Origin of the sequence: Pseudomonas sp. SED1, assembly GCF_034044025.1 — a bacterium.
Classification (GTDB): Bacteria; Pseudomonadota; Gammaproteobacteria; order Pseudomonadales; family Pseudomonadaceae; genus Aquipseudomonas.
Genome location: NZ_JAXCIS010000144.1, coordinates 1 through 21,947, shown reverse-complemented (window position 1 = coordinate 21,947; position 21,947 = coordinate 1). Strand labels below are relative to the sequence as shown.

General features: G+C 60.7%; 19 protein-coding genes. 8 read left to right on the top strand and 11 right to left on the bottom strand.

Going from position 1 to position 21,947, the window contains the following annotated elements:
* Window positions 1–8: 8 nt before the first annotated feature.
* The 6 genes from pcaH to pcaC all read left to right on the top strand — a co-directional run bounded on the left by pcaH (window position 9) and on the right by pcaC (window position 5,559).
* Window positions 9–713, top strand: a complete 705-nt coding sequence (pcaH, locus tag SNL23_RS18685) for a protocatechuate 3,4-dioxygenase subunit beta (RefSeq protein ID WP_076016558.1) — start codon at window positions 9–11, stop codon at window positions 711–713.
* A 1-nt stretch (window position 714) separates the two neighbouring features.
* The gene (gene pcaG / locus SNL23_RS18680) at window positions 715–1,281 is read left to right on the top strand and encodes a protocatechuate 3,4-dioxygenase subunit alpha (RefSeq protein ID WP_003219820.1); all 567 of its coding nucleotides are present in this window, start codon (window positions 715–717) and stop codon (window positions 1,279–1,281) included.
* A 180-nt stretch (window positions 1,282–1,461) separates the two neighbouring features.
* Entirely contained in the window at window positions 1,462–2,757 is a 1,296-nt protein-coding gene (locus tag SNL23_RS18675) for an MFS family transporter (RefSeq protein ID WP_076016559.1), read from the top strand.
* Between the two features lie 49 nt (window positions 2,758–2,806).
* A complete protein-coding gene (locus SNL23_RS18670; protein ID WP_318303068.1) occupies window positions 2,807–4,171 on the top strand; it encodes a 3-carboxy-cis,cis-muconate cycloisomerase in 1,365 nt (454 codons plus the stop codon).
* A 10-nt stretch (window positions 4,172–4,181) separates the two neighbouring features.
* Window positions 4,182–4,973, top strand: a complete 792-nt coding sequence (gene pcaD / locus SNL23_RS18665; RefSeq protein WP_318303067.1) for a 3-oxoadipate enol-lactonase — start codon at window positions 4,182–4,184, stop codon at window positions 4,971–4,973.
* Between the two features lie 187 nt (window positions 4,974–5,160).
* Window positions 5,161–5,559, top strand: coding sequence for a 4-carboxymuconolactone decarboxylase (pcaC, locus tag SNL23_RS18660; protein WP_017479335.1), 399 nt, complete (start codon window positions 5,161–5,163; stop codon window positions 5,557–5,559).
* A gap of 24 nt (window positions 5,560–5,583) precedes the next feature.
* On the opposite strand, the gene SNL23_RS18655 is transcribed toward pcaC, so the two are convergent.
* The 6 genes from SNL23_RS18655 to SNL23_RS18630 form a co-directional block, all read right to left on the bottom strand.
* A complete protein-coding gene (locus SNL23_RS18655) occupies window positions 5,584–7,197 on the bottom strand; it encodes a M91 family zinc metallopeptidase (RefSeq protein ID WP_318303065.1) in 1,614 nt (537 codons plus the stop codon).
* Between the two features lie 110 nt (window positions 7,198–7,307).
* Window positions 7,308–8,207, bottom strand: coding sequence for a polysaccharide deacetylase family protein (locus SNL23_RS18650; RefSeq protein ID WP_318303073.1), 900 nt, complete (start codon window positions 8,205–8,207; stop codon window positions 7,308–7,310).
* A 78-nt stretch (window positions 8,208–8,285) separates the two neighbouring features.
* On the bottom strand, window positions 8,286–9,536 hold the full coding sequence (locus tag SNL23_RS18645) for an OprD family porin (RefSeq protein ID WP_318303064.1): 1,251 nt from the start codon (window positions 9,534–9,536) through the stop codon (window positions 8,286–8,288).
* A 188-nt stretch (window positions 9,537–9,724) separates the two neighbouring features.
* Entirely contained in the window at window positions 9,725–11,182 is a 1,458-nt protein-coding gene (adeC, locus tag SNL23_RS18640) for an AdeC/AdeK/OprM family multidrug efflux complex outer membrane factor (RefSeq protein WP_076016004.1), read from the bottom strand.
* Complete coding sequence (locus SNL23_RS18635) at window positions 11,179–14,340, bottom strand: efflux RND transporter permease subunit (protein WP_076016003.1); 3,162 nt, start codon at window positions 14,338–14,340, stop codon at window positions 11,179–11,181. Before SNL23_RS18635 ends, adeC begins: the two co-directional genes overlap by 4 nt.
* 3 nt (window positions 14,341–14,343) lie before the next feature.
* Window positions 14,344–15,492 carry an efflux RND transporter periplasmic adaptor subunit gene (locus SNL23_RS18630; RefSeq protein WP_076016002.1) on the bottom strand — a complete coding sequence of 383 codons (1,149 nt, stop codon included), beginning with the start codon at window positions 15,490–15,492 and terminating at the stop codon, window positions 14,344–14,346.
* Window positions 15,493–15,778: 286 nt separating this feature from the next.
* Here SNL23_RS18630 and SNL23_RS18625 point away from each other — a divergent pair, with 286 nt between their 5' ends.
* Complete coding sequence (locus SNL23_RS18625; RefSeq protein WP_063032772.1) at window positions 15,779–16,411, top strand: TetR family transcriptional regulator; 633 nt, start codon at window positions 15,779–15,781, stop codon at window positions 16,409–16,411.
* A 352-nt stretch (window positions 16,412–16,763) separates the two neighbouring features.
* On the opposite strand, the gene SNL23_RS18620 is transcribed toward SNL23_RS18625, so the two are convergent.
* Genes SNL23_RS18620 through SNL23_RS18610 form a run of 3 tightly spaced genes read right to left on the bottom strand, consistent with a single transcriptional unit; the run spans window position 16,764 to window position 19,340 of the window.
* Window positions 16,764–17,819, bottom strand: a complete 1,056-nt coding sequence (locus SNL23_RS18620; RefSeq protein WP_076016001.1) for an alkene reductase — start codon at window positions 17,817–17,819, stop codon at window positions 16,764–16,766.
* Window positions 17,820–17,845: 26 nt separating this feature from the next.
* Window positions 17,846–19,012: an MFS transporter gene (locus tag SNL23_RS18615; protein WP_318303062.1), complete on the bottom strand. Its 1,167-nt coding sequence runs from the start codon at window positions 19,010–19,012 to the stop codon at window positions 17,846–17,848.
* Between the two features lie 13 nt (window positions 19,013–19,025).
* Window positions 19,026–19,340 carry an ArsR/SmtB family transcription factor gene (locus SNL23_RS18610; protein WP_167662793.1) on the bottom strand — a complete coding sequence of 105 codons (315 nt, stop codon included), beginning with the start codon at window positions 19,338–19,340 and terminating at the stop codon, window positions 19,026–19,028.
* 154 nt (window positions 19,341–19,494) lie between these two features.
* Between SNL23_RS18610 and SNL23_RS18605 the strand changes: the two genes are divergently transcribed.
* Window positions 19,495–20,082: an acyl carrier protein phosphodiesterase gene (locus SNL23_RS18605; RefSeq protein WP_076015999.1), complete on the top strand. Its 588-nt coding sequence runs from the start codon at window positions 19,495–19,497 to the stop codon at window positions 20,080–20,082.
* Between the two features lie 77 nt (window positions 20,083–20,159).
* Here the strand turns inward: SNL23_RS18605 and SNL23_RS18600 are convergent, their stop codons facing one another.
* Together SNL23_RS18600 and olsB are read right to left on the bottom strand one after the other, a co-directional pair.
* The gene (locus SNL23_RS18600; RefSeq protein WP_318303061.1) at window positions 20,160–20,954 is read right to left on the bottom strand and encodes a lysophospholipid acyltransferase family protein; all 795 of its coding nucleotides are present in this window, start codon (window positions 20,952–20,954) and stop codon (window positions 20,160–20,162) included.
* Complete coding sequence (gene olsB, locus SNL23_RS18595) at window positions 20,954–21,709, bottom strand: L-ornithine N(alpha)-acyltransferase (RefSeq protein ID WP_010176659.1); 756 nt, start codon at window positions 21,707–21,709, stop codon at window positions 20,954–20,956. The genes SNL23_RS18600 and olsB overlap by 1 nt, the downstream gene beginning before the upstream one ends.
* Between the last annotated feature and the right edge of the window lie 238 nt (window positions 21,710–21,947).

Here is a 21,947-nt window from a genome sequence, read left to right as displayed (position 1 = left end):
ATTGCTCCATGAGTGACAAGCCCGGATACCGGCGCCCGCAAGCGGGTACTCAGCCTGATTACCTGCACCCGGCCTACCAGTCGACGAACCTGCGTTCGCCGTCCAAGCCGTTGGTGTTCCTGCCCCATTCCTTGTCGGAAATCACCGGCCCGACCATCGGCGCCGAACGGATCGACGAGAAGGACAACGACCTGACCGCCCAGCATGAAGGCGAGCCCCAGGGCGAACGCATCATCATTCACGGGCGCGTGCTGGATGAAAACGGCTTGCCCGTTCCCGGTATCCTCGTGGAAATCTGGCAGGCCAACGCCGCCGGCCGCTACAACCACAAGCGCGACCAGCACGACGCGCCGCTGGACCCGAATTTCACCGGTACCGGGCGCACGGTCACCGACGCCGAGGGCTGGTACCAGTTCCAGACCATCAAGCCCGGCGCCTACCCGTGGGGCAACCACCACAATGCGTGGCGCCCGGCGCACATCCACTTCTCGCTGTTCGGCCCGAGTGTGCTGACGCGGTTGGTGACGCAGATGTATTTCCCCGGCGACCCGCTGCTGGCGTACGACCCGATCTACAACTGCGTCCCGGACACCTCCGCCAAGGAACGCCTGATCGCCAGTTTCGACCTGGAAAAAACCATTCCGCACTATGCCCTCGGCTACCGCTGGGACATCGTCCTGCGCGGCCGCGACGCCACGCCGATGGAGAAATAAGATGAGCCTCAACGCGACTACTTCCCACACCGTCGGGCCGTATTACCACATCGGCCTGACCTGGCTGAACCGCGAAGACCTGACCGTTGCCGCCACCCTCGGCGAGCGCGTGGCGATCACCGGGCAGGTGGTGGATGGCAACGGCGATGTGGTCAACGACGCCATGCTGGAAGTCTGGCAGGCCAATGCGGCCGGCAAGTATGACCATCCTGAGGATGAGCAGGACAAGCCGGTGGACCCGAACTTCGAAGGCTTTGGCCGGGTGCCGGTGGATGCCGAAGGGCGTTTTCGCTTTACCACCATCAAGCCGGGCAGTGTGCCGGGGTTGAAGGGCACGACCCAGGCGCCGCACCTGGTGGTGTTGGTGTTTGCCCGTGGGTTGGTGAAGCACCTGCTGACGCGGATTTATTTTGACGGTGAGGCGGCGAATGGCGATGACGCGCTGCTGGCGTGTGTGCCACAGGAGCGCCGGCGCACGTTGATCGCCAAGGCGGATGCGGCGGGTGTGTACCAGTGGAATGTGATTTTGCAGGGGACAGACGAAGAGACGGTGTTCTTCGATTATTGAGTTGGCTGGGGATCTATCGCAGGCAAGCCAGCTCCCACAGGGGAATGCATTCCAAATGTGGGAGCCGGGTTTGCCCGCGATGAGGCCGGCACAGGCAACAAATATCCAAAAGTCTGCTTGCGGAACATGGTTGTTGCAAAGTATGTCTAGGCTATAACCGTTCCCACTGAGTGAAAAAATATGACAACAAAAACCAGCCACTACACCGGAGAAGAACGCAGCAAAAGGATTTTTGCGATTGTCGGTGCCTCTTCCGGCAACCTCGTCGAATGGTTCGACTTCTACGTCTATGCCTTCTGCGCCATCTATTTCGCCCCGGCGTTTTTCCCGTCGGACGACCCCACCGTGCAACTGCTCAACACCGCTGGTGTGTTTGCCGCCGGCTTCCTGATGCGTCCCATTGGCGGCTGGCTGTTCGGCCGGGTGGCGGATAAACACGGTCGCAAGAATTCGATGATGATCTCGGTGCTGATGATGTGCGCCGGCTCCCTGGTCATTGCCTTTTTGCCCACCTACAAAGACATCGGCGCCTGGGCCCCGGCCTTGCTGCTGGTGGCCCGGTTGTTCCAGGGCCTGTCGGTAGGCGGCGAATACGGCACCACCGCTACCTACATGAGTGAAGTGGCCCTCAAGGGCCAGCGCGGGTTCTTTGCCTCGTTCCAGTACGTGACCCTGATCGGCGGGCAACTGCTGGCGGTGTTGGTGGTGGTGATCCTGCAACAGATCCTCACCGAAGACGAACTGCGTGCCTGGGGCTGGCGGATTCCGTTTGTGATCGGCGCCATTGCGGCGGTGATCTCGCTGCTGCTGCGTCGCACCCTGAAAGAAACCACCAGCAAGGAAATGCGTGAAGACAAGGACGCCGGCAGCATTGCCGCGCTGTTCCGCGATCACAAGGCTGCGTTTATCACCGTGCTCGGTTACACCGCCGGCGGCTCGCTGATTTTCTACACGTTCACCACTTACATGCAGAAGTACCTGGTGAACACCGCCGGGATGCACGCCAAGACCGCCAGCTACATCATGACCGGCGCGCTGTTCTTCTACATGTGCATGCAGCCGGTGTTCGGCATGTTGGCCGACAAGATTGGCCGCCGTAACTCGATGCTGTGGTTCGGCGCCCTGGGCACGCTGTGCACCGTGCCGATCCTGCTGACCCTGAAAACCGTCAGCAGTCCGTTCCTGGCCTTTGTGTTGATCACCCTGGCGCTGGCCATCGTGAGCTTTTACACCTCCATCAGCGGCCTGGTGAAAGCCGAAATGTTCCCGCCACAAGTACGCGCATTGGGCGTGGGCCTGGCGTATGCGGTGGCTAACGCGATCTTCGGCGGCTCGGCGGAATACGTGGCCTTGGGGCTCAAGTCCATGGGCATGGAGAACACCTTCTACTGGTACGTCACGGCAATGATGGCGGTGGCGTTCCTGTTCAGCTTGCGCCTGCCCAAACAGGCGGCGTACTTGCACCACGATCTGTAACCGGCTGGCGCATGCCCCTCTTCGGGTATGCGCCACCTAGGGATGTTTTATGACGATGCGCACGAGCAACCAACTGTTCGACGCCTATTTCACCGCCAACAGCATGGCCGAAGTGTTCTGCGACCAAGGGCGCTTGCAGGGCATGCTGGATTTCGAAGCGGCACTGGCCCGGGCCGAGGCTCAGGTCGGGTTGATCCCGCAAGCGGCCGTCGCGCCCATTGCCCAGGCTTGCCTGGCTTCTCTCTACGACGTTGATGCCCTCGGCGAGGCAATTGCCACTGCGGGCAATTCGGCGATTCCGTTGGTCAAGGCCCTCGGCAAGTTGATCGCCAGCGAAGATGCCGGCGCCGAACGTTATGTGCATCTGGGCGCTACCAGCCAGGATGTGATGGACACCGGCCTGGTGCTGCAACTGCGCAGCGCTGTCGAGTTGATCGAACACGATCTGGCGCGGTTGGGTGGCATCCTGGCCGCGCAGGCTCAACGTTATGCGACAACTCCTTTGGCTGGCCGGACGTGGCTGCAGCATGCAACGCCGGTCACCCTGGGCATGAAAATCGCCGGCTGGCTCGGCGCGGTTACCCGGAGTCGGCAGCGCCTTCGTGAGCTCAAGCCGCGTTTGCTGGTGCTGCAATTTGGCGGTGCTTCCGGAACCCTGGCGGCCTTGGGCGAACAGGCGATGCCGGTGGCTCAAGCCTTGGCGGCCGAGTTGCAACTGGGCCTGCCGGAACAACCCTGGCACACCCAGCGCGACCGACTGGTGGAGTTTGCCTCGGTGCTTGGCTTGATCGCCGGCAGCCTCGGTAAACTGGGCCGAGACATCAGCCTGCTGATGCAGACCGAAGCGGCAGAAGTGTTCGAACCCTCAGCCCCCGGCAAGGGTGGCTCTTCGACCATGCCCCACAAGCGCAACCCGGTGGGCGCTGCCGTGCTGATCAGCGCCGCGACCCGCGTGCCCGGCCTGGTGGCAACGATGTTCAGCGCCATGCCCCAGGAGCACGAACGCAGCCTGGGCCTGTGGCACGCCGAGTGGGAAACCTTGCCGGAAATTTGCCGGTTGGTGTCCGGTGCGTTGCATCAGGCGCTGCTGGTCAGCGAAGGGCTGGAAGTCGACCCCGGCCGCATGTCCCGGAATCTTGATCTGACCCAAGGCCTGGTATTGGCCGAAGCGGTCAGCATCGTCCTTGCCCAGCGCCTGGGCCGCGAAACCGCGCACCATCTACTGGAACAATGCTGCAAGCGCGCCGTCGCCGAGGGGCGCCACCTGCGGGCGGTGCTGGGTGACGAACCGCAAGTGAACGCCGAACTGTCGGCAGCCGAACTCGATCGCCTGCTCGACCCGGCGCACTACCTGGGCCAGGCACACACCTGGGTCACCCGGGCCGTGGCCGAACATTTTGCTTTGACTGCCTGAGGAGGCTGCTGTGGGATTTGTACAACTCGCCGATGGCGAACTGAACTACCAACTCGATGGCCCCGAAGACGCACCAGTGTTGGTGCTGTCCAACTCCCTGGGCACCGACCTGCACATGTGGGACATCCAGATCGAGGCGTTCACGAAGTACTTCCGGGTGCTGCGTTTCGACACCCGTGGCCACGGCAAATCCCTGGTGACCGAGGGGCCCTACAGCATCGAGCAATTGGGCGGTGACGTGTTGGCGTTGCTGGATGCTTTGCAGATCGAACGCGCGCATTTCTGCGGGCTGTCCATGGGCGGCCTGATCGGCCAGTGGCTGGGGATCAATGCGGGTGAGCGTTTGCGTCGGTTGGTGGTATGCAACACAGCAGCGAAAATCGGCACGCCCGAGATCTGGAATCCACGGATCGAGATGGTCCTGCGCGACGGTGCGGCAGCGATGGTGGCCCTGCGTGACGCGTCGATCGCCCGCTGGTTCACCGCCGACTTTGCCGAGGCTCATCCTGACCAGGCCAAGCTGATCACCGACATGCTGGCAGCGACCAATCCCCAGGGTTATGCCGCCAACTGCGCGGCTGTGCGCGATGCGGATTTCCGTGAGCAGCTGGCATCGATCAAGGTGCCGACCCTGGTGATTGCCGGCACTGAAGATGCGGTCACGCCGCCGTCTGGTGGGCACTTTATCCAGGAACATGTGCAGGGCGCCGAGTACGCCGAGTTCTACGCCGCGCACCTGTCCAACGTGCAGGCCGGTGCGGCGTTCAGCGACCGTGTGCTGGAATTTCTGTTAGCCCGCTGAGTATCGCTAACCTCTGTGGCGAGGGAGCTTGCTCCCGTTGGGCTGCGAAGCAGCCCTGAAAGCCGCAATAGAGATTTTTCAGCAAGTATGCGGTGACCTTATGGGGGCCGCTGCGCGACCCAACGGGAGCAAGCTCCCTCGCCACAGGTTATGTGCCTGTCGTCAAAAATTGCATGAGGAGCTTTTTGTGGACGAGAAACAACGTTATGCCGACGGCCTGCAGGTGCGCCGTGAAGTGCTGGGCGACGCCCACGTCGACCGGAGCCTCAACGCCCTGACCGAATTCAACAGCGAATTCCAGGAAATGATCACCCGCCACGCCTGGGGTGATATCTGGACCCGCCCGGGCCTGCCGCGGCATACCCGCAGCCTGATCACCATCGCCATGCTGATCGGCATGAACCGCAGCGAAGAGCTGAAGCTGCACCTGCGAGCTGCCGCGAGTAACGGCGTGACCCGCGCCGAAATCAAGGAAGTGCTGATGCAGAGCGCGATCTACTGCGGAATTCCGGCGGCCAATGCGACGTTTCATTTGGCTGAGTCGGTGTGGGATGAGTTGGGGGTCGAATCGCGCGATCCAGCCTGATTGACCCCCCGCAGGACGCGTCTGCTATGTGTACTGGGTGCGTAACGGGCGGCCCATTTCCTCTCGGAGTGCATTTTCCGTAAAGGGCTTGGGATTGGTCGTTGTGGGGTCGGTTGATCGATGGTTGTCGAAGTCAAAAGGTAGCGCGATCGTAGGCAGGCCTACGGCTTGCCGTTCGGCGTTGGGTTCGCCGCCCGGGTTCTCCGGGGTGCCGGTATCGCCTTCGAGAAAGGTTCCCGTGGCACCGTTATAGGCGTGGGCCATTTCATGGTAGAGGGCGTTGACTGGGGCGCTGTCTTCATCCAGTGAGTAGGAGGGGTTGTAGTGTATTTCCCCGCCTGTAGCGACCGCGCCGCGCTGGTTATGGATGATGTGGCCCCGGGCTGCGGGCTCTAGCGTTTCAAGGGTATTGCCTGCTGCCAAGTGGTTGCGAACAGCCGCGTTATTGAAAAAGTAACGACCGTTATCTTCAGCCAACTCAGTGATGCGAACGGGGGCATCGTTTCGCTGAGCCTTGGCGTCGGCGGTACTGAGCATCTTCTTGCCCTGCATAGACATTCTCAGCAGCTCCATATCGTCTTCTACCTGTTGTTTGAACTCGGTAGAGCCTTCGACGACATAGCCACTTTTACCCGCCTCACTGGGTTGTGTGTGGACGAGTGTGGAGCCTGGGGTGCGATGAATCTGGTCCGAAGGCTTGGCGTAAATGACGGTGTTATCGTTGTCGGACCTGACAATGTTCTTGTCGCGCCCGGTATAAACCGTGGCGGGGCCGTGAGTGACAATCAGGTTTTCACCTTTGCCTCCGTGCATGACCGCCGGAATGTGTGTGTCATTGCGGGTGACAATCATGAAGTCGTGGCCATCACCGCCGTCCATGTACAGGCGGCGCTCCGGGAAACCCTGGCCTGCCTGCATGCGATCGTTGCCGTTATTGCCTTTGAGGATGCCGTTGCCTGAGCCGGCGATCAGCAGGTCATCGCCATCATCACCCATCGCGATGCCGTCGCCGCTCCCGAGCTTGAGCCTGTCGTTACCTGCACCGCCGTATAGCCGCGTATTGCCCGAGCCCGCCTGGGCGTAATCGTCACCAGCGCCCAACTCAACGCGAATATCGTTATCAACCCGTGGATCGATCAGCACGCAATCGTTGCCGCCATTGGTCCTGATCCGCAGGGGTTGGGTTTCACTGCCATCAGGGGAACGAAGCAAGTTCAGTTGATAGGGCGTGTTGTTGATAATGGCGATCAGATTGTTGTCCGGACTTTTTTTGATGATCACCTTGTCGTCGTGATTGGCGGTCTCGATGATGAATTCGTTACCGGTAGCACCTACAGGCTTCCCGCCTTTGCTGACGTAGGTGATTTCCTGGTAAATCTTCACGTTCTGGTCATGACGCAATATGTCGGAGTTGATGTATTTTTTTTCGTTTTTGTCGAGGGGATTCTGATCCGCGGCGAGCTTGGAAAGGGAAGAGAAATACATGAAATCCAGGGGTCTGTCGTGACCGATATACCGGGACGACTTGCTGATGACTACGACGGGGGCCTGGACAGAGGGAGCAGTGGAAGCCGCTGGCAGGGGCGATGTCGACAGTTGATTGAAGGCAGGCGAAACAAATAGCGAAGGCATGTTCATGGGGGTATCTCATCGCGGATATACCCCAGTGTGTGGTGCAGGTTTAGCGTGGGTTCCCATGTCGGTCGCGCTTGGACAGGGGCAAATGTTACCTGCTGTCACACAGGCGGTTAACGGGCGTCAGCGTCCCACACCCAATTCCACACCCCCGGCAGATGCACCACTTCGTCGGCGCTCTTCACCGTGCGGGCCATGGCGGCGCGCTGCAAGGTTGCCCGGTCGGTATAGAACGGCTGCGTGGCGACCGGCACGCCGTTGATGCGCGCGCTGTCCATCAGGATTTGCAGGTATTCCTTCAAGTGCCAGGCGGTATAGCGGTTGATGTCGTGGAAGGTCACTACCACCGGGATCACGCCGTCCACCGTCGGTAATTCGCCTCGGGCAATGCGCTCGCGCACCACCGACAGTTGGCGTATCAGGTTCTCCCGTCGACGCGGGCTGCCATTGAACACCCAGATCACCCCGTCGTTTGCACTCAGGTCCGTGAGCAGCACATGCATGCCATGCTGCTGATAGGCGGCGAAGGTGCGTTTGTCGTAGTTCCAGAACGGTGGGCGTACCAGCGTGGGCGGCTGGCCGGTGATGGATTCAAGGGTCGATGAGCCCAGGCTGAGGTAGTGTTCCAGCTCAGTGGGATTTTGCGAGCGATGGTTACTGTGCCACGGGGTCGCGGTGTGGAAACCGAGGATATGACCCGCTGCGTGTTCGCGCTCCATGGTCTTGCGGCCTCGCGGGTTACCGCCGGAGCGGGGCGCCTCGGTCTGCAAAAAGAACACCGCCTTGATTCCCGGCTGTATCGGGTTGTTCGCCAGGTCTGCCATCACCGAACGGCTGGGGTTCATGAAGCCCGAGGCGCTGGGGCCGTCATCGAAGGTCAGCAAAAAACGGATCGGCGCTTCGGTTTGCAGGCGTTGTTCGGTTTGCGGTGTCAGCGCCAGGGGCGGACCGATGCAGCCGCTTAGACTCAGGGCCAAGGCTAATGCGGCCGATACGATGGCAAAGTGTTTCATGGAGGACTCGAAAGACGTTGGCTGCTGGGGCGGGTCATCCATGACACGCGCGCACCATACAGCAAGTCTGTCGAGGCTTTACAGCAGGCTTATCGGGTAACTGACGATCAACCGGTTTTCATCAAACTCGTTGTTGTTGTAATCCCTGCGCATGCTGGAATTGCGCAGGCGCACATTGAGGTTCTTCAATGTTCCGCTCTGCACAACGTAGGCCACTTCAGTTTCCCGTCCCCATTCCTTGCCGTCGGTCACCGTGCCGCTGTGTACGTTACTGCCGCTGATGTAGCGGTTCATCAGCGTCAGGCCCGGCACGCCAAGTGCGGCGAAGTTGTAGTCGTGGCGTACCTGCCAGGATTTTTCCTGGGCGTTGTCGTAGCTGGCGTTATAGCTGTCGTTGGCCAGGGTGCCGCCGCTGGTGCCGTTGACGCGCATCCAGGCGCTGTTGCCGGTGAGCTTTTGCAGGCCGACGTAGAAGGTGTTGCCGCCGTATCGGGCGGAGAACAATCCGGACCAGGTCTTGTTGTCGAGGTCACCGGCGCGGGCGCTGCCGTCGTCCTTGCCATAGAAGAATCCGAGGTTGGCGCCCAGGGTCCAGTCGCCTACGGGCTGGCTGTGGATCAGGTTGAGGTATTGCTGGCTGTAGATGTCCTTGAGCTGGGCGTTCCACACGCCGATCTGGGTGCGTTTGTCGTTGAAGGCATATTCGCCGCCCTGGAAGTTGAATCGGTCGGAGGTAAACGCGGTTTTCCCGAACATCGACATGTCGGTCATGCTGCTGTCGTCCCGCGGGCTGTTGGCGCGGAACTGGCCGCCGTACAGGGTCAGGCCGTCGATTTCCTTGGAGGTGATTTGCCCGCCGCGCAGGGTTTGCGGCAAGGAGCGGCCATCGTCCGAACGCAGGATCGGCAGCACCGGCATCCACTCGCCGACCTTCACTTCTGTCTTCGAAATCCGCGCCTTGAACGCCACGCCCAAGCGCCCGAATTCATCCGCAGGGCGGCCGTCGTGGTCCAGCGGCAACAGCTGGGTGCCACCGGTGCCGCGCCCGCCATCGAGCTTCAATGAGTACAGCCCCAGTACATCCATACCGAAACCTACGGTGCCCTGGGTAAAGCCCGACTTGGCGTCGAGGATGAAACTTTGCGTCCACTCCTGCGCGCCACCCTGGGTTTTGGTGGGGTTGGTGTAATTGCGGTTGAAGAAGAAATTACGCAGGTTGAGGTTGGCGCTGGCGTCTTCGAGAAAGCCGTGTTCTTCAGCGACAACGGGGAGGGCGAGGCTGGCGACAGCGGTTGCCAGCAGGAGCCGGCGCGGGGCGAAAGTGCTCATGGTGTTGGACCTGTTGTTATTGGGGTTATGCAGGTGGCGGCCATGGTGCGGGGCGATGCGGGGGCGATGAAAGTGGGGGAAGGCGGGTTGTGGGCGATGATCGAACGTAAAGTATGGGCGTAAAAAAACCGCTTCCGGTGAGGGAAGCGGTTTTTGTTTACTGCGCCACTATCTTTACTGCGCCACTATCAGAACAACTTCAAGGCCGGTGCTTCTTCTTTCAACGGCTCGTTTTTCGCGGTTTGTTCGTTCCAGCCACCACCGAGGGCCTTGTATAGGTTGACCTCGCTGTTGAGCTGCGCCAGGCGGTCGGTGATCAGCGATTGCTGGGCACTGAACAGTTGGCGCTGGGCATCGAGGAACGTCAGGTTGCTGTCGACACCAATGCGGTAGCGACGCTCGGCCAGGCGGTAGTAATCCTGGTTGGCCGCGACGAAGCCACGTTGGGCGTCCAGTTGCTGCTTGTAGGTCTCACGGGCGGCGAGGCCGTCGGAGACTTCCTGGAAGCCGGTCTGGATCGCTTTCTCGTAGTTGGCGACGTTGATCTCTTTCTGGATTTTCGAGTAATCCAGGCTGGCGCGCAGGCTGCCAGCGTTGAAGATCGGGATGTTGATCTGCGGTGCAAACGACCAGGTACCCGAACCGCCCTTGAACAGGCCGCCCAGGGTCGGGCTCGCGGTGCCGGCGCTGGCGGTCAGGCTGATGCTCGGGAAGAACGCAGCCCGTGCCGCACCGATGTTGGCGTTGGCCGCCTTGAGGTTGTACTCGGCCTGCAGGATGTCGGGACGACGTTGCAGCAGGTCCGACGGCAGGCCGGCCGGTACTTCGCTCAACAGGTCATCAGCCAATGGCCGGCTGGCGATGTTCGCCGGCAGGCCGGTGCCCAGCAGCAGGGTCAGGCTGTTTTCGTCCTGAGCCACCTGGCGGGTATAGCGCGCCAGTGCAACCCGGGCGTTTTCCACCGAGGTACGGGCCTGGCTCAAGTCCAGCGCCGATGCCACGCCGACTTCGTTGCTGCGCGAGGTGAGCTTGTAGCTCTGCTCGAACGCGCCCAGGGTGTCCTGGGTGAGCTTGAGCAGTTCCTTGTCGGCCTGCCAGGTCAGGTAGGCGTTGGCCACGCTGGCCACCAGGCTGATCTGGGTGGTGCGACGCGCTTCTTCAGTCGCGAAGTATTGTTGCAGCGCTTGTTCGCTCAGGCTACGGACGCGGCCGAACAGGTCCAGCTCATAAGAACTGATCCCGAGACCCGCCGAATATTGGCTGGTGATGCCTGCTTCGCCGGTCTGCGACAGCTTGGCCGGGGTGCGCGAACGGCTGCCGCTGCCCGTGGCCGAGATTGCCGGGAACAGGTCGGCACGCTGGATCTGGTACTGCGCGGCATACGCGTCGATGTTCAGGGCCGCGACACGCAGGTCGCGGTTGTTCACCAGTGCAGTCTGGATCAGTTGTTGCAGGGCAGGGTCATGGAAAAACTGCTTCCAGCCTTGCTCGGCAGCGGCCTGGCCCGGCGCCTGGGCCGACGAATACGCCGGCCCCTGCGGGAACTGCGCGGCTACCGGCGCTTCAGGGCGCTGGTAGTCCGGGATCAGCGAGCAGCCACTGAGCACGAATGCCGTGACGGCTAAGGAAAGTAGCGACTTGCTCATTGGCCAGCCTCTTTAGGAGTTTGCTTGGTTTCAGTCTTTTTACGCTCGCCAGCGGAGGACACGGTTGCGAAGAACAGGGGGACCCAGAAGATCGCGAGGACCGTGGCGGTGATCATACCGCCAATTACGCCCGTACCGATGGCGTGCTGGCTACCTGAGCCTGCACCTGTGGAAATCGCCAGTGGCAGTACGCCGAGCATGAACGCCATGGACGTCATGATGATCGGTCGCAGACGCATGCGAGATGCCTCGATGGCCGACTCGACGATGCCTTTGCCCTGTTCGTGGAGCTCTTTGGCGAACTCCACGATCAGGATGGCGTTTTTCGCCGCCAGACCCACCGTCACCAACAGACCTACCTGGAAGAACACGTCGTTGGACAGTCCCCGCAGGCTGGTGGCGATCAGGGCACCGATCACACCCAGCGGTACAACCAGAATCACCGCAATCGGGATCGACCAGCTTTCGTACAGTGCCGCGAGGCAGAGGAACACGACCAGCAGCGACAGGGCGTACAGCGCAGGTGCCTGAGAGCCGGACAGACGTTCTTCGTACGACAGGCCGGTCCACGCATAACCGACACCCGCCGGCAGGTCCTTGGCAATGCGCTCGACTTCTGTCATCGCGTCACCGGTACTGTAGCCAGGTGCCGGAGTACCGAGGATTTCCATCGCAGCTACACCGTTGTAGCGCGAGAGTTTCGGCGAACCGTAGATCCACTTGCCCGACGAGATGGCCGACATTGGCACCATCTTCCCGGAGGTGCTGCGCACGTACCATTTATCCAGGTCTTCCGGGGACATCCGGCTGGCGGCGTCGCCCTGCACGTACACTTTCTTCACACGACCACGGTCGATGAAGTCGTTGACGTAGCTGCCACCCAGAGCGATGGCCAAGGTCTGTTGGATGTCTGCCAGGCTAATGCCTAGGGCGCTGGCCTTCTCGTCGTCGACGCTGAGCTCGTACTGCGGTTCATCGTTCACGCCGTTGGGACGCACACCTGCCAGGATCTTGCTTTGTGCCGCTGCACCAAGGAACTGGTTGCGTGCGGCCATCAGCTTGTCGTGACCGACGCCGCCCTGGTCTTGCAGGAACACGTCGAAACCGGTGGCGTTACCCAATTCCAGAACCGAAGGCGGCACGATGGCAAATACCATGGCGTCCTTGAACGTCTGGGAGAAGTAACCCTGGGCGCGCTTGGCAATCTCGAATACCGAGTTGGATGCGTCGCGCTCCTCCCATGACTTGAGCATCACGAAGGCCAGGCCAGAGCTCTGACCACGACCTGCGAAGTTGAAGCCGTTTACGGTAAACACCGATTTTACGCCTTTGCCTTCGCCTGGCTCGCCTTCCTTGTCGTTCAGCAGGTAGGCACGCATATCGTCGATGACGGTCTGCGTGCGCTCCGCCGAAGAACCGACCGGCGTCTGTACCTGAGCGAAGATCACGCCCTGGTCTTCATCGGGCAGGAACGCGGCAGGGATGCGCATGAACAGCCAAATCATGCCGGCGAGGATCAGCGCATAAACCAGGAATGCTGGAATCTTGTGCTTGATCATGTTGCCGACGCCGCGTTCGTAGCTCAATACGCCACGGTCGAAGGTACGGTTGAACCAGCCGAAGAAGCCGCGCTTGGGTTGGCCGTGTGTTTCCGGGTCGACCGGCTTGAGCATGGTGGCGCACAGGGCCGGGGTGAAGATCAGGGCAACCAGTACCGACAACGCCATCGCCGAAACAATGGTGATGGAGAACTGTTTGTAGATCACACCGGTGGAGCCGCCGAAGAATGCCATCGGCAGCAGTACCGCCGACAGCACCAGGGCAATACCCACCAGGGCGCCCTGGATCTGGCCCATCGACTTGACCGTCGCCTCTTTAGGCGACAAGTGCTCCTCGGCCATTACCCGTTCGACGTTTTCCACCACTACGATGGCATCGTCCACCAGCAAGCCGATGGCCAGGATCATGCCGAACATGGTCAGGGTGTTGATGGTGAAGCCGAACGCAGCCAGGATCCCGAAGGTACCCAGCAACACCACCGGCACCGTCATGGTGGTGATGATGGTGGCGCGGAAGTTCTGCAGGAACAGGAACATCACCAGGAACACCAGCACGATCGCTTCGACCAGGGTGTCAACCACACCGGAGATCGATTCGGTCACTACCGGCGTGGTGTCATACGGCACCACAGCCTTCATGCCAGGCGGGAAGAACGGTTCCAGGGACGCTACAGTGGCGCGGATGGCCTTGCCGGTGTCCAGCGCGTTAGCACCGGCCGCCAGCTTGATCGCCATACCGGATGCCGGCTTGCCGTTGAACTGCGCAGCGATGCTGTAGTTCTGACCGCCCAACTCAATACGGGCGACATCCTTCAGGCGTACCTGTGAGCCGTCAGTATTGACCTTCATCAGGATATTGCCGAACTGCTCTGCAGACTGCAGGCGAGTCTTGCCGATGATGGTCGCGTTCAACTGGGTGCCGGGCACGGCAGGCAGGCCGCCGAGTTGGCCGGTAGCTACCTGCACGTTCTGTGCGGAGATCGCTGTGCTCACATCCACCGGCGTGAGCTGGTAGTTGTTCAGCTTGGCCGGGTCGAGCCAGATACGCATGGCGTACTGCGAGCCGAACACCTGGAAGTCACCTACACCGGCGGTCCGGGAAATCGGGTCCTGGATGTTGGATACGATGTAGTTGGACAGGTCGTCCTTGGTCATGCTGCCGTCTTCCGACACCAGACCAATCACCATCAGGAAGTTCTTCACCGACTTGGTCACGCGGATACCCTGCTGCTGCACTTCTTGCGGCAGCAGTGGGGTAGCCAGGTTCAACTTGTTCTGCACCTGAACCTGGGCGATATCCGGGTTGGTACCCTGGTTGAACGTCACGGTGATGGTCATGCTGCCGTCGGAGTTACTGTCCGAGGAAACATAACGCAGGTTGTCGATACCGTTGAGCTGTTGCTCGATAACCTGCACCACGGTGTCCTGCACGGTTTGTGCGGACGCGCCTGGGTAGGTCACCTGGATATCAATGGCGGTTGGCGCAATGGCCGGGTACTGGTTGATGGGCAACTTCAGGATCGACAGTGCCCCGACCAGCATGATCACCAGGGCAATTACCCAGGCGAAAATGGGACGGTCGATAAAAAATTTCGACATGGATTACTCCCCTTTACCAGCATCGGCAGCAGGCGCTGCAGCAGTGCCGGCGGGTTTAGCGTTGTCAGCGTCCTTGACCTTGACTTCGATGCCCGGCTTGATGAATTGCAGGCCTTCGGTGATCACGCGGTCACCAGCGTCCAGGCCTTTTTCCACCAGCCAGTAGGCGCCGGAAGTACGGTTGGCCACCAGGACACGTTGCTCGACCTTGTTGTCCTTGTTCACGATCAGCGCCGTCGGTACACCCTTGAGGTCACGAGTGACGCCTTGTTGCGGAGCCAGGATGGCCTTGCTGTTCACGCCGGCTTGCAGTTGGGCGTGTACGAACATGCCTGGCAGCAGGGTGTGATCCGGGTTCGGGAATACGGCACGCAGGGTCACGGAACCGGTGGTCTGGTCGACCGATACTTCGGAGAACTCCAGCTTGCCGTCCAGCTTGTAGTCGCTGCCGTCTTCCAGGGTCAGCTTGACCTTGGCAGCGTTATCGCCGGCTTTTTCCAGCTGGCCGCTTTCCAGGTCACGACGCAGTTTCAGCATCTCGGCGGAGGACTGCGTGACGTCGACGTAGATCGGGTCCAGTTGCTGGATCACCGCCATCGCGTCGGTCTGGCCATTGCTGACCAGCGCGCCTTCGGTGACCGAGGAGCGGCCGATACGCCCGGAGATCGGGGCGAAGACCTTGGTGTAGCGCACATTGATCTGGGCCGTTTGCACATTGGCTTCAGAGGTCATGCGGTTGGACACCGCGGTGTCGTATTCCTGACGGCTGACCGCTTGCTCGTCGACCAATTGTTTGTAGCGATCGGCAATCGACTTGGTCTGGGCCAGGTTGGCCTGGGCGCTTTTCAGGGATGCGTCATACACCGACGGATCGATCTGATAGAGCTGCTGGCCTTCCTTGACGTCGCCCCCTTCCTTGAACAGACGCTTGAGAATGATGCCGTTGACCTGAGGGCGAACCTCGGCAATGCGGTAGGCCGTGGTGCGGCCTGGCAGCTCGGATGTCAGGGTAAAGGCTTGAGGTTGAATAGTGACCACGCCGACCTGAGGGGTTTGAGCGGGCGGAGCCGCTTCTTCCTTTTTACATCCGCTGAGCAGCGATGCCAGGGCGACGGCAGTAACCAGGGCGGTAACAGCTGGCTTAAGTTGCATGAAGATCCTCGGGTCAGGCGCGCAGAGTGCGCACAAGAAGTGTGGAAGGGTAAAAAACAGGCACTGAGTGGATAAGTAGCTTGCTACGCAATATACTTACGTTCATGGTTGTTTGTAAACTCTTGACAGGCTTCGCGGAATGTTGACAAAGCACTGCCCAAAGCCTCGATTCTAGTACGTTCGGCGCCCATGAATGCGTCGTCCCACAATTATTCAGATGGTCGTTAGCGGCGGTTACGGCTGCGTTACCGATCACCCCAAGTCTCCTGATTGAGGTTTTACTGCCATGGTTCGTCGTACCAAAGAGGAAGCTCAGGAAACGCGCAGCCAGATTCTTGAAGCGGCCGAGCAGGCCTTTTACGAGCGCGGGGTTGCGCGTACCACGCTGGCGGATATTGCCACGCTGGCAGGCGTGACGCGTGGCGCAATCTATTGGCATTTCAGCAACAAGGCCGACCTGGTGCAGGCGATGCTCGACACGCTGCACGAGCCGCTGGATGAATTGGCCAGGGCCAGTGAGAGCGAGGACGAGGTCGATCCGCTGGGTTGCATGCGCAAGCTGCTGATTCATCTGTTCCATCAAGTGGCCCTGGACCCGAAGACCCGGCGCATCAATGAGATTTTGTTTCATAAGTGCGAATTCACCGATGAAATGTGTGATCTGCGCCGTCAGCGCCAGACCGCCAGCCTTGAATGCAACCTGCGCATCGGGCTGACCCTGCGTAACGCGGTCCATCGCGGGCAGCTTCCGGAGAATCTCGACACCGTACGTGCGGCGGTGTGCATGCACGCCTATATCGACGGAATACTCGGTCAATGGCTGCTGGTGCCCGACAGCTTTCAGTTGGCCCAGGATGCAGAGCGATGGGTCGATATCGCGTTGGACATGCTGCGCTTGAGCCCTGGCCTGCGCAATTAAGACAAAATGCGTAATTGCGACCAGTTGTGTCAACAATAAAGACCAAGGGAGATCAACCAGACTGTTCCCTGATTTTGTGGGGTGACTTTATATACGGGCTGGCGGGCGGTTGATAGGTAGTTTGCTAAGTATTTTGTAGCAATATTGTTGCAAGGCTGTGAAGGAATGTTTCCCGCGCCCTCTGTAGGAACGAGCTTGCTCGCGAAGATCGTCAACTATAACGCAGGCATTCTGGATTAACGCGTCACCTGGGCGTTTTTCGCGAGCAAGCTCGCTCCTACAGGGGAATGTTTCCCGCAGTCCATAAAAAAGCCCCGGCTCTCGCAAGCCGGGGCTTTTTCGTTTCAGTAGATCAGAGGGCCAGGGTTGGATAGTCGATGTAGCCGACCGGGCCTTTGGCGTAGAACGTCTCTGGGTGTGCTTCGTTCAGCGGCGCATCGGCCTTCAGGCGAGCGGGCAGGTCCGGGTTGGCGATGAACGGCACGCCAAACGCTACGGCGTCAGCTTTGCCGGAGGCCAGCCAGGCGTTGGCGCTGTCCTTGGTGAAGCGTTCGTTGGCGATGTACGGGCCGCCGAAAGCTGCTTTCAGTTGTGGGCCCAGGCTGTCGCCTGCTTCCTTTTCACGGGAGCAGATGAACGCGATGCCACGTTTGCCCAGCTCTTTGGCGACGTAGGTGAAGGTTTCCGACAGGTTGGCGTCGCCCATGTCGTGTGCGTCGGCGCGTGGTGCCAAGTGCACACCGACACGACCGGCGCCCCAGACTTCAATCACTGCGTCAGTGACTTCGAGCAGCAAGCGTGCACGGTTTTCCAGGGAGCCACCGTAGTTGTCGGTGCGCTGGTTGGTGCTGCTTTGCAGGAACTGGTCAAGCAGGTAGCCGTTCGCACCGTGGACTTCCACGCCGTCAAAGCCGGCGGCCTTGGCGTTCTCGGCGCCTACGCGGTAAGCGTCGACGATGTCGGCGATTTCAGCGATTTCCAGGGCGCGCGGGGTAGGGTAGTCGGCCAGCGGACGCACCAGGCTCACGTGGCCCTTGGCCGGGATGGCGCTCGGGGCGACCGGTGCTTCGCCGTCCAGGTACGACTCGTGGGAGATCCGGCCCACGTGCCACAGTTGCAGGAAGATCTTGCCGCCCGCGCCGTGTACGGCCTTGGTTACATTGGCCCAGCCGCGTACCTGGTCGTTGGACCAGATGCCCGGGGTGTCCGGGTAACCCACGCCCATTGGCGTCACGGAAGTCGCTTCGCTGAGGATCAGGCCGGCGGAAGCGCGTTGTACGTAGTATTCAGCCATCAGCGCATTGGGTACGCGACCGGCGTCGGCACGGCAGCGGGTCAGCGGCGCCATGATGATGCGGTTCGACAGTTCCAGGTCGCCCAGTTTGATCGGGTCGAAAATAGTCGTCATGGGATAACACCCTTCTCTTTAGTTGATCAGTTAGTCGCGGGGGCCAGGTCGGCATCGCCGCTCTGACGGAAAGTAATCAGGGTCACCAGCAGCGCGAGCACCGCCAGTGCCGCAGCAGCCAGGGGCACGCTGGTCAGGCCGAAACCGTGGGCAATCACGCTGCCACCCACCCAGGCACCGAGGGCGTTGCCGATGTTGAAGGCGCCGATGTTCAAGGTGGAGACCAGGTTCGGCGCCGCTTTACCGAAGGTCACCACATTGATTTGCAGCGCCGGTACGGCGGCAAACGAGGCGGTGGCCCAGAGGAACAGGGTGATTTCAGTCGGGATTACGGCGACGCTGGTCCAGGTCAGTACCGTGGACACCACCGCCATGCTGATGAATACACCGATCAAAGTGGCGGCCAGGCGCTTGTCTGCCAGCTTGCCGCCGATGATGTTGCCGACGGTCAGGCCCAGGCCGATCAGCAGCAGGGTCCAGGTCACGCCTTTGGGCGAGACGCCAGTGACATCTCCCAGCAGCGGCGCGACGTAGGTAAAGAGGGTGAACATCGAGGCGGCGAATAGCGCGGTCATGCTCAGCGACAGCCAGATCCCGGCACCTCTGAGCGCTCTCAGTTCGGCGCGCATGTCGAGTTTTTCCTCGTCACGCTTGGCCGGCAGGAAGCGGATCAGGCCGATCAACGCAATCACACCTATGACTGTCACGGCCCAGAAGGTCGAGCGCCAGCCGGCTTCCTGACCCAACGCGGTGCCCAGCGGCACGCCGAGCACGTTGGCCAGGGTCAAGCCGGTGAACATCAGCGCCACAGCCGAAGCACGCTTGTTGGCCGGCACCAGGTTGGCGGCGACCACCGAACCGATACCAAAGAAGGCACCGTGGCACAGCGCGGTGACCACACGGGCAAACATCAGCACGTTGTAGTCGCTGGCCAGGGCGCAGAGCAGGTTGCCGACGATGAAGATGCCCATCAACGCTACCAGGGCAGCCTTGCGCGGCAGCTTGGCGGTGGCCAGTGCCATGAACGGCGCACCGATGGCCACGCCCAGGGCGTAACCGGTCACCAGCCAGCCGGCGCCGGGAATCGATACACCGAGGTCGGCCGCCACATCGGGCAACAGCCCCATGATGACGAACTCGGTGGTACCGATGGCGAAGGCGCTTAAGGCCAGGATGAGTAGCGAGAGAGGCATTGGTGAGTCCTTGTTACAGCGGTGCGCTGAGTTCTTCGGTGAGCGCTTTGAGGAAGGTTTGGATCACGTCCTCATTGCGTTTGAAAAAGTGCCACTGGCCGGCCTTCTGGCTGCTGATAAGCCCCGCCCGTTGCAGGTTCGCCAGGTGCGCCGAAACGGTGGACTGGGACAGTCCGCAGCGTTGGTCGATCTGCCCGGCGCAAATGCCGTATTCGTGGTTGTGCAACTGCTCGGGGAATTGCACTTTCGGGTCTTTCAGCCAGTTGAGGATGTCTCGCCGTACTGGGTGCGCCAGGGCTTTTATTATTTCGTCGAGGTCGATGGACATGGCAGTGATGCTCAAGTTTGTAAAACGTTATATCGCGATTAGGCGAACTTTAAATCGTTATATCCCGATACACCAATATGATTTCGGTCTTAAACCTGAGCAAATCGGTATATCGGGTTATAACGACGTTGGCGGCAGTGCTAAACTGCGCGCCATGAATTATCTCGCACATCTGCACCTTGGCGGCCAACTTCCTGCTCAATTGCTCGGCAGCCTGTATGGCGACTTTGTTAAAGGTCGCCTGCAAGGCCAGTTCAGCCCGCAAATCGAGTCGGCGATTCAGTTGCACCGCTCAATCGATCGCTACACCGACAGCCATCCACTGATAGGGGAGGCGCTGTCGCGCTTCACACTGACCCGACGCCGCTACGCCGGGATCGTCCTCGATGTGTTTTTCGACCACTGCCTGGCGCGGGATTGGGCGTTGTACGCCGATCAACCTCTCGAGCGTTTTACCTCCCGGGTATACCGGGTGCTCGCCGAAGAGCCGGCGCTGCCGGGGCGGCTGGCGCAGATTGCGCCGTACATGGCGGCGGATGACTGGCTGGGTTCGTATCGGGAATTTGCGGTGATGGAACAGGTACTGCGGGGAATCGGCCGGCGCCTGACACGGCCCGAAGAACTGGGCCATGCCATGCAGGAATTGCGAGCGCTGTATGAGCCGTTGAGTGAGGACTTCCGGATGTTTTATCCGATCTTGCAAACATTCTGTAGGAGCGAGCTTGCTCGCGAAGATCGTTAACGATAACGCAGTGCTCCCGGTCGCCCGTGTCGCCTATCAGCTTTTCGCGAGCAAGCTCGCTCCTACAGGGTATGCATTCAGGCGGCGGCCAGGGTTCCGGCTTGGCGCGGTTCTGCCGGCTGCACCACTTCACCAAACAACGCCTTCTGCACCGCTTGCTGCGCCTGGAACGCCAGCGCCGCACGTTCCTGCCCGGCGCAGGCAATCGGCTTGAGCAGATGAATTTCCACATTGCCCTGGTCATTGCCAAACAAGCGCATCAGGTGCGACAGCAAATCATCATCGCCAATGAACGGTGCCAGCGGGTCGATTTTGCCGTCGCGCAGGTAACGAATCGCCACCGGTTGCAGCGACACGTCGGCATCAATTGCGCTGGCCAATAACCGCCCATGGAACGTACGCAGGGTGCGGCCGTCGGTGGTGGTGCCTTCCGGGAACATCAACAGCGGGTGTTTGTGTTCCAGGTGACGCGTCATCTGTTTGCGGATCAACTGACTGTCACCCGAACCCCTGCGGATAAACAGGCTGCCGGCCTTGGCTGCCAACCAGCCCGCCACCGGCCAGGTGCGCACCTCGGCCTTGGACAGGAACGACATCGGCGTCACCATCCCCAGCAGCGGAATGTCGGTCCACGACACATGGTTGCTGACCCACAGCATCGACTGTTGCGGCAACTCACCGTGAACGGTTACGCGAAAGGGCAGGGCGTTGGTCAACCGCGCCATGAAAAACCGCGACCAGCGTTGCCGGCGCACCATCGAGTTGGCCACGCCCAAACGCTCAAATACGCCAAACACACTGGCCATGGTCAAACCCAGGGCCACCACCACCAGCACGCGGGCAATTCGCCCGTACACCCGAAGGCGGCTCATCACATGGCTGCCTTGAAGTGGCGGGCATAACGCGGGCACAACTCGTCGCGCTTGAGCAGGATGAAGACGTCGGCCACCTGGAAGTCTTCGTCCCAGCACGGTTCGCCGCAAATCTTCGCGCCCAGGCGCATGTAGGCCTTGAGCAGGGGCGGCATTTCAGCGATGACGTTGGACGGCAGGTCCAGCGCTGGCAGTGGCTTTTTCGGCTCGGCCCGCAGGTGTTCGTTGCACAGGTAGCGTTCGCGCAGGCGCTGCATGATCGCGTGAGCCTGGATGCCGCCGTCGTGCATCGGGATGCTCGCGCAGCCCATCAGGTAGCTGTAGCCGCCCTGGTTGAGCACCTCGGCCAACTCGCCCCACAACACCGCGATGGTGCCGCCGTTGCGGTAGGCGGGGTCGACGCAGGTGCGGCCGATTTCCAGGATCGGGCCTTTGAGGTGGAGCAGGCCGTGGAGGCTGAATTCTTCTTCACTGTAGAAGCGGCCCAGGGTGCTGGCGGCCTGGTGGTCCAGCAAACGGGTGGTGGCGACGAGTCGACCGCTGTTCAAATCCCGCACGCCGATGTGGCTGCAGTGAACATCATAGTCATCCATGTCCAGGCCCAGTTCAGCGCCTTTCAGCTTGGCGTTGAATTCGCCGCTGAACACGTTGAAGCGCAGGGCCTGGGCTTCCTGCAAAGCCTGAGCGCCGATCAGGCGTTCGGCTTGCAGGCGGCGTTCATTGCCGGTGTCGCTGATGCGGGCGATCTGAGTCATGGCGAGTCTCCGAGTGCCGGCCAGGGTTGCGGCCGGTCGACTTGTTTGTGCCATGTCAGGCTATGTAGGGCCGGTGTCATCTCCATGAAGTTACGGTGACGCTTAGATGACAGGCGTCTGGGCTGGTTTGGGATTTTTGTGTACATATCCGTTGCTGCGGTAACGGCCACTTAGGGTTCCGCTCTTACAGCGGGTCACTTTTGGCAAACGCCCCAAAAGTAACCAAAAGGTCTTTGCC

Excerpts from the sequence above, each read along its gene's own strand:
- SNL23_RS18610 (WP_167662793.1), bottom strand. The coding sequence starts at position 19,340 with ATGTCCATCGACCTCGACGAAATAATAAAAGCCCTGGCGCACCCAGTA.
- SNL23_RS18605 (WP_076015999.1), top strand. The coding sequence starts at position 19,495 with ATGAATTATCTCGCACATCTGCACCTTGGCGGCCAACTTCCTGCTCAA.
- SNL23_RS18635 (WP_076016003.1), bottom strand. The coding sequence starts at position 14,340 with ATGTCGAAATTTTTTATCGACCGTCCCATTTTCGCCTGGGTAATTGCC.
- SNL23_RS18600 (WP_318303061.1), bottom strand. The coding sequence starts at position 20,954 with ATGAGCCGCCTTCGGGTGTACGGGCGAATTGCCCGCGTGCTGGTGGTG.
- SNL23_RS18670 (WP_318303068.1), top strand. The coding sequence starts at position 2,807 with ATGACGATGCGCACGAGCAACCAACTGTTCGACGCCTATTTCACCGCC.
- SNL23_RS18615 (WP_318303062.1), bottom strand. The coding sequence starts at position 19,012 with ATGCCTCTCTCGCTACTCATCCTGGCCTTAAGCGCCTTCGCCATCGGT.
- adeC (WP_076016004.1), bottom strand. The coding sequence starts at position 11,182 with ATGAGCAAGTCGCTACTTTCCTTAGCCGTCACGGCATTCGTGCTCAGT.
- olsB (WP_010176659.1), bottom strand. The coding sequence starts at position 21,709 with ATGACTCAGATCGCCCGCATCAGCGACACCGGCAATGAACGCCGCCTG.
- SNL23_RS18620 (WP_076016001.1), bottom strand. The coding sequence starts at position 17,819 with ATGACGACTATTTTCGACCCGATCAAACTGGGCGACCTGGAACTGTCG.
- SNL23_RS18630 (WP_076016002.1), bottom strand. The coding sequence starts at position 15,492 with ATGCAACTTAAGCCAGCTGTTACCGCCCTGGTTACTGCCGTCGCCCTG.
- pcaG (WP_003219820.1), top strand. The coding sequence starts at position 715 with ATGAGCCTCAACGCGACTACTTCCCACACCGTCGGGCCGTATTACCAC.
- SNL23_RS18625 (WP_063032772.1), top strand. The coding sequence starts at position 15,779 with ATGGTTCGTCGTACCAAAGAGGAAGCTCAGGAAACGCGCAGCCAGATT.
- pcaH (WP_076016558.1), top strand. The coding sequence starts at position 9 with ATGAGTGACAAGCCCGGATACCGGCGCCCGCAAGCGGGTACTCAGCCT.
- SNL23_RS18655 (WP_318303065.1), bottom strand. The coding sequence starts at position 7,197 with ATGAACATGCCTTCGCTATTTGTTTCGCCTGCCTTCAATCAACTGTCG.
- SNL23_RS18650 (WP_318303073.1), bottom strand. The coding sequence starts at position 8,207 with ATGAAACACTTTGCCATCGTATCGGCCGCATTAGCCTTGGCCCTGAGT.
- SNL23_RS18675 (WP_076016559.1), top strand. The coding sequence starts at position 1,462 with ATGACAACAAAAACCAGCCACTACACCGGAGAAGAACGCAGCAAAAGG.
- SNL23_RS18645 (WP_318303064.1), bottom strand. The coding sequence starts at position 9,536 with ATGAGCACTTTCGCCCCGCGCCGGCTCCTGCTGGCAACCGCTGTCGCC.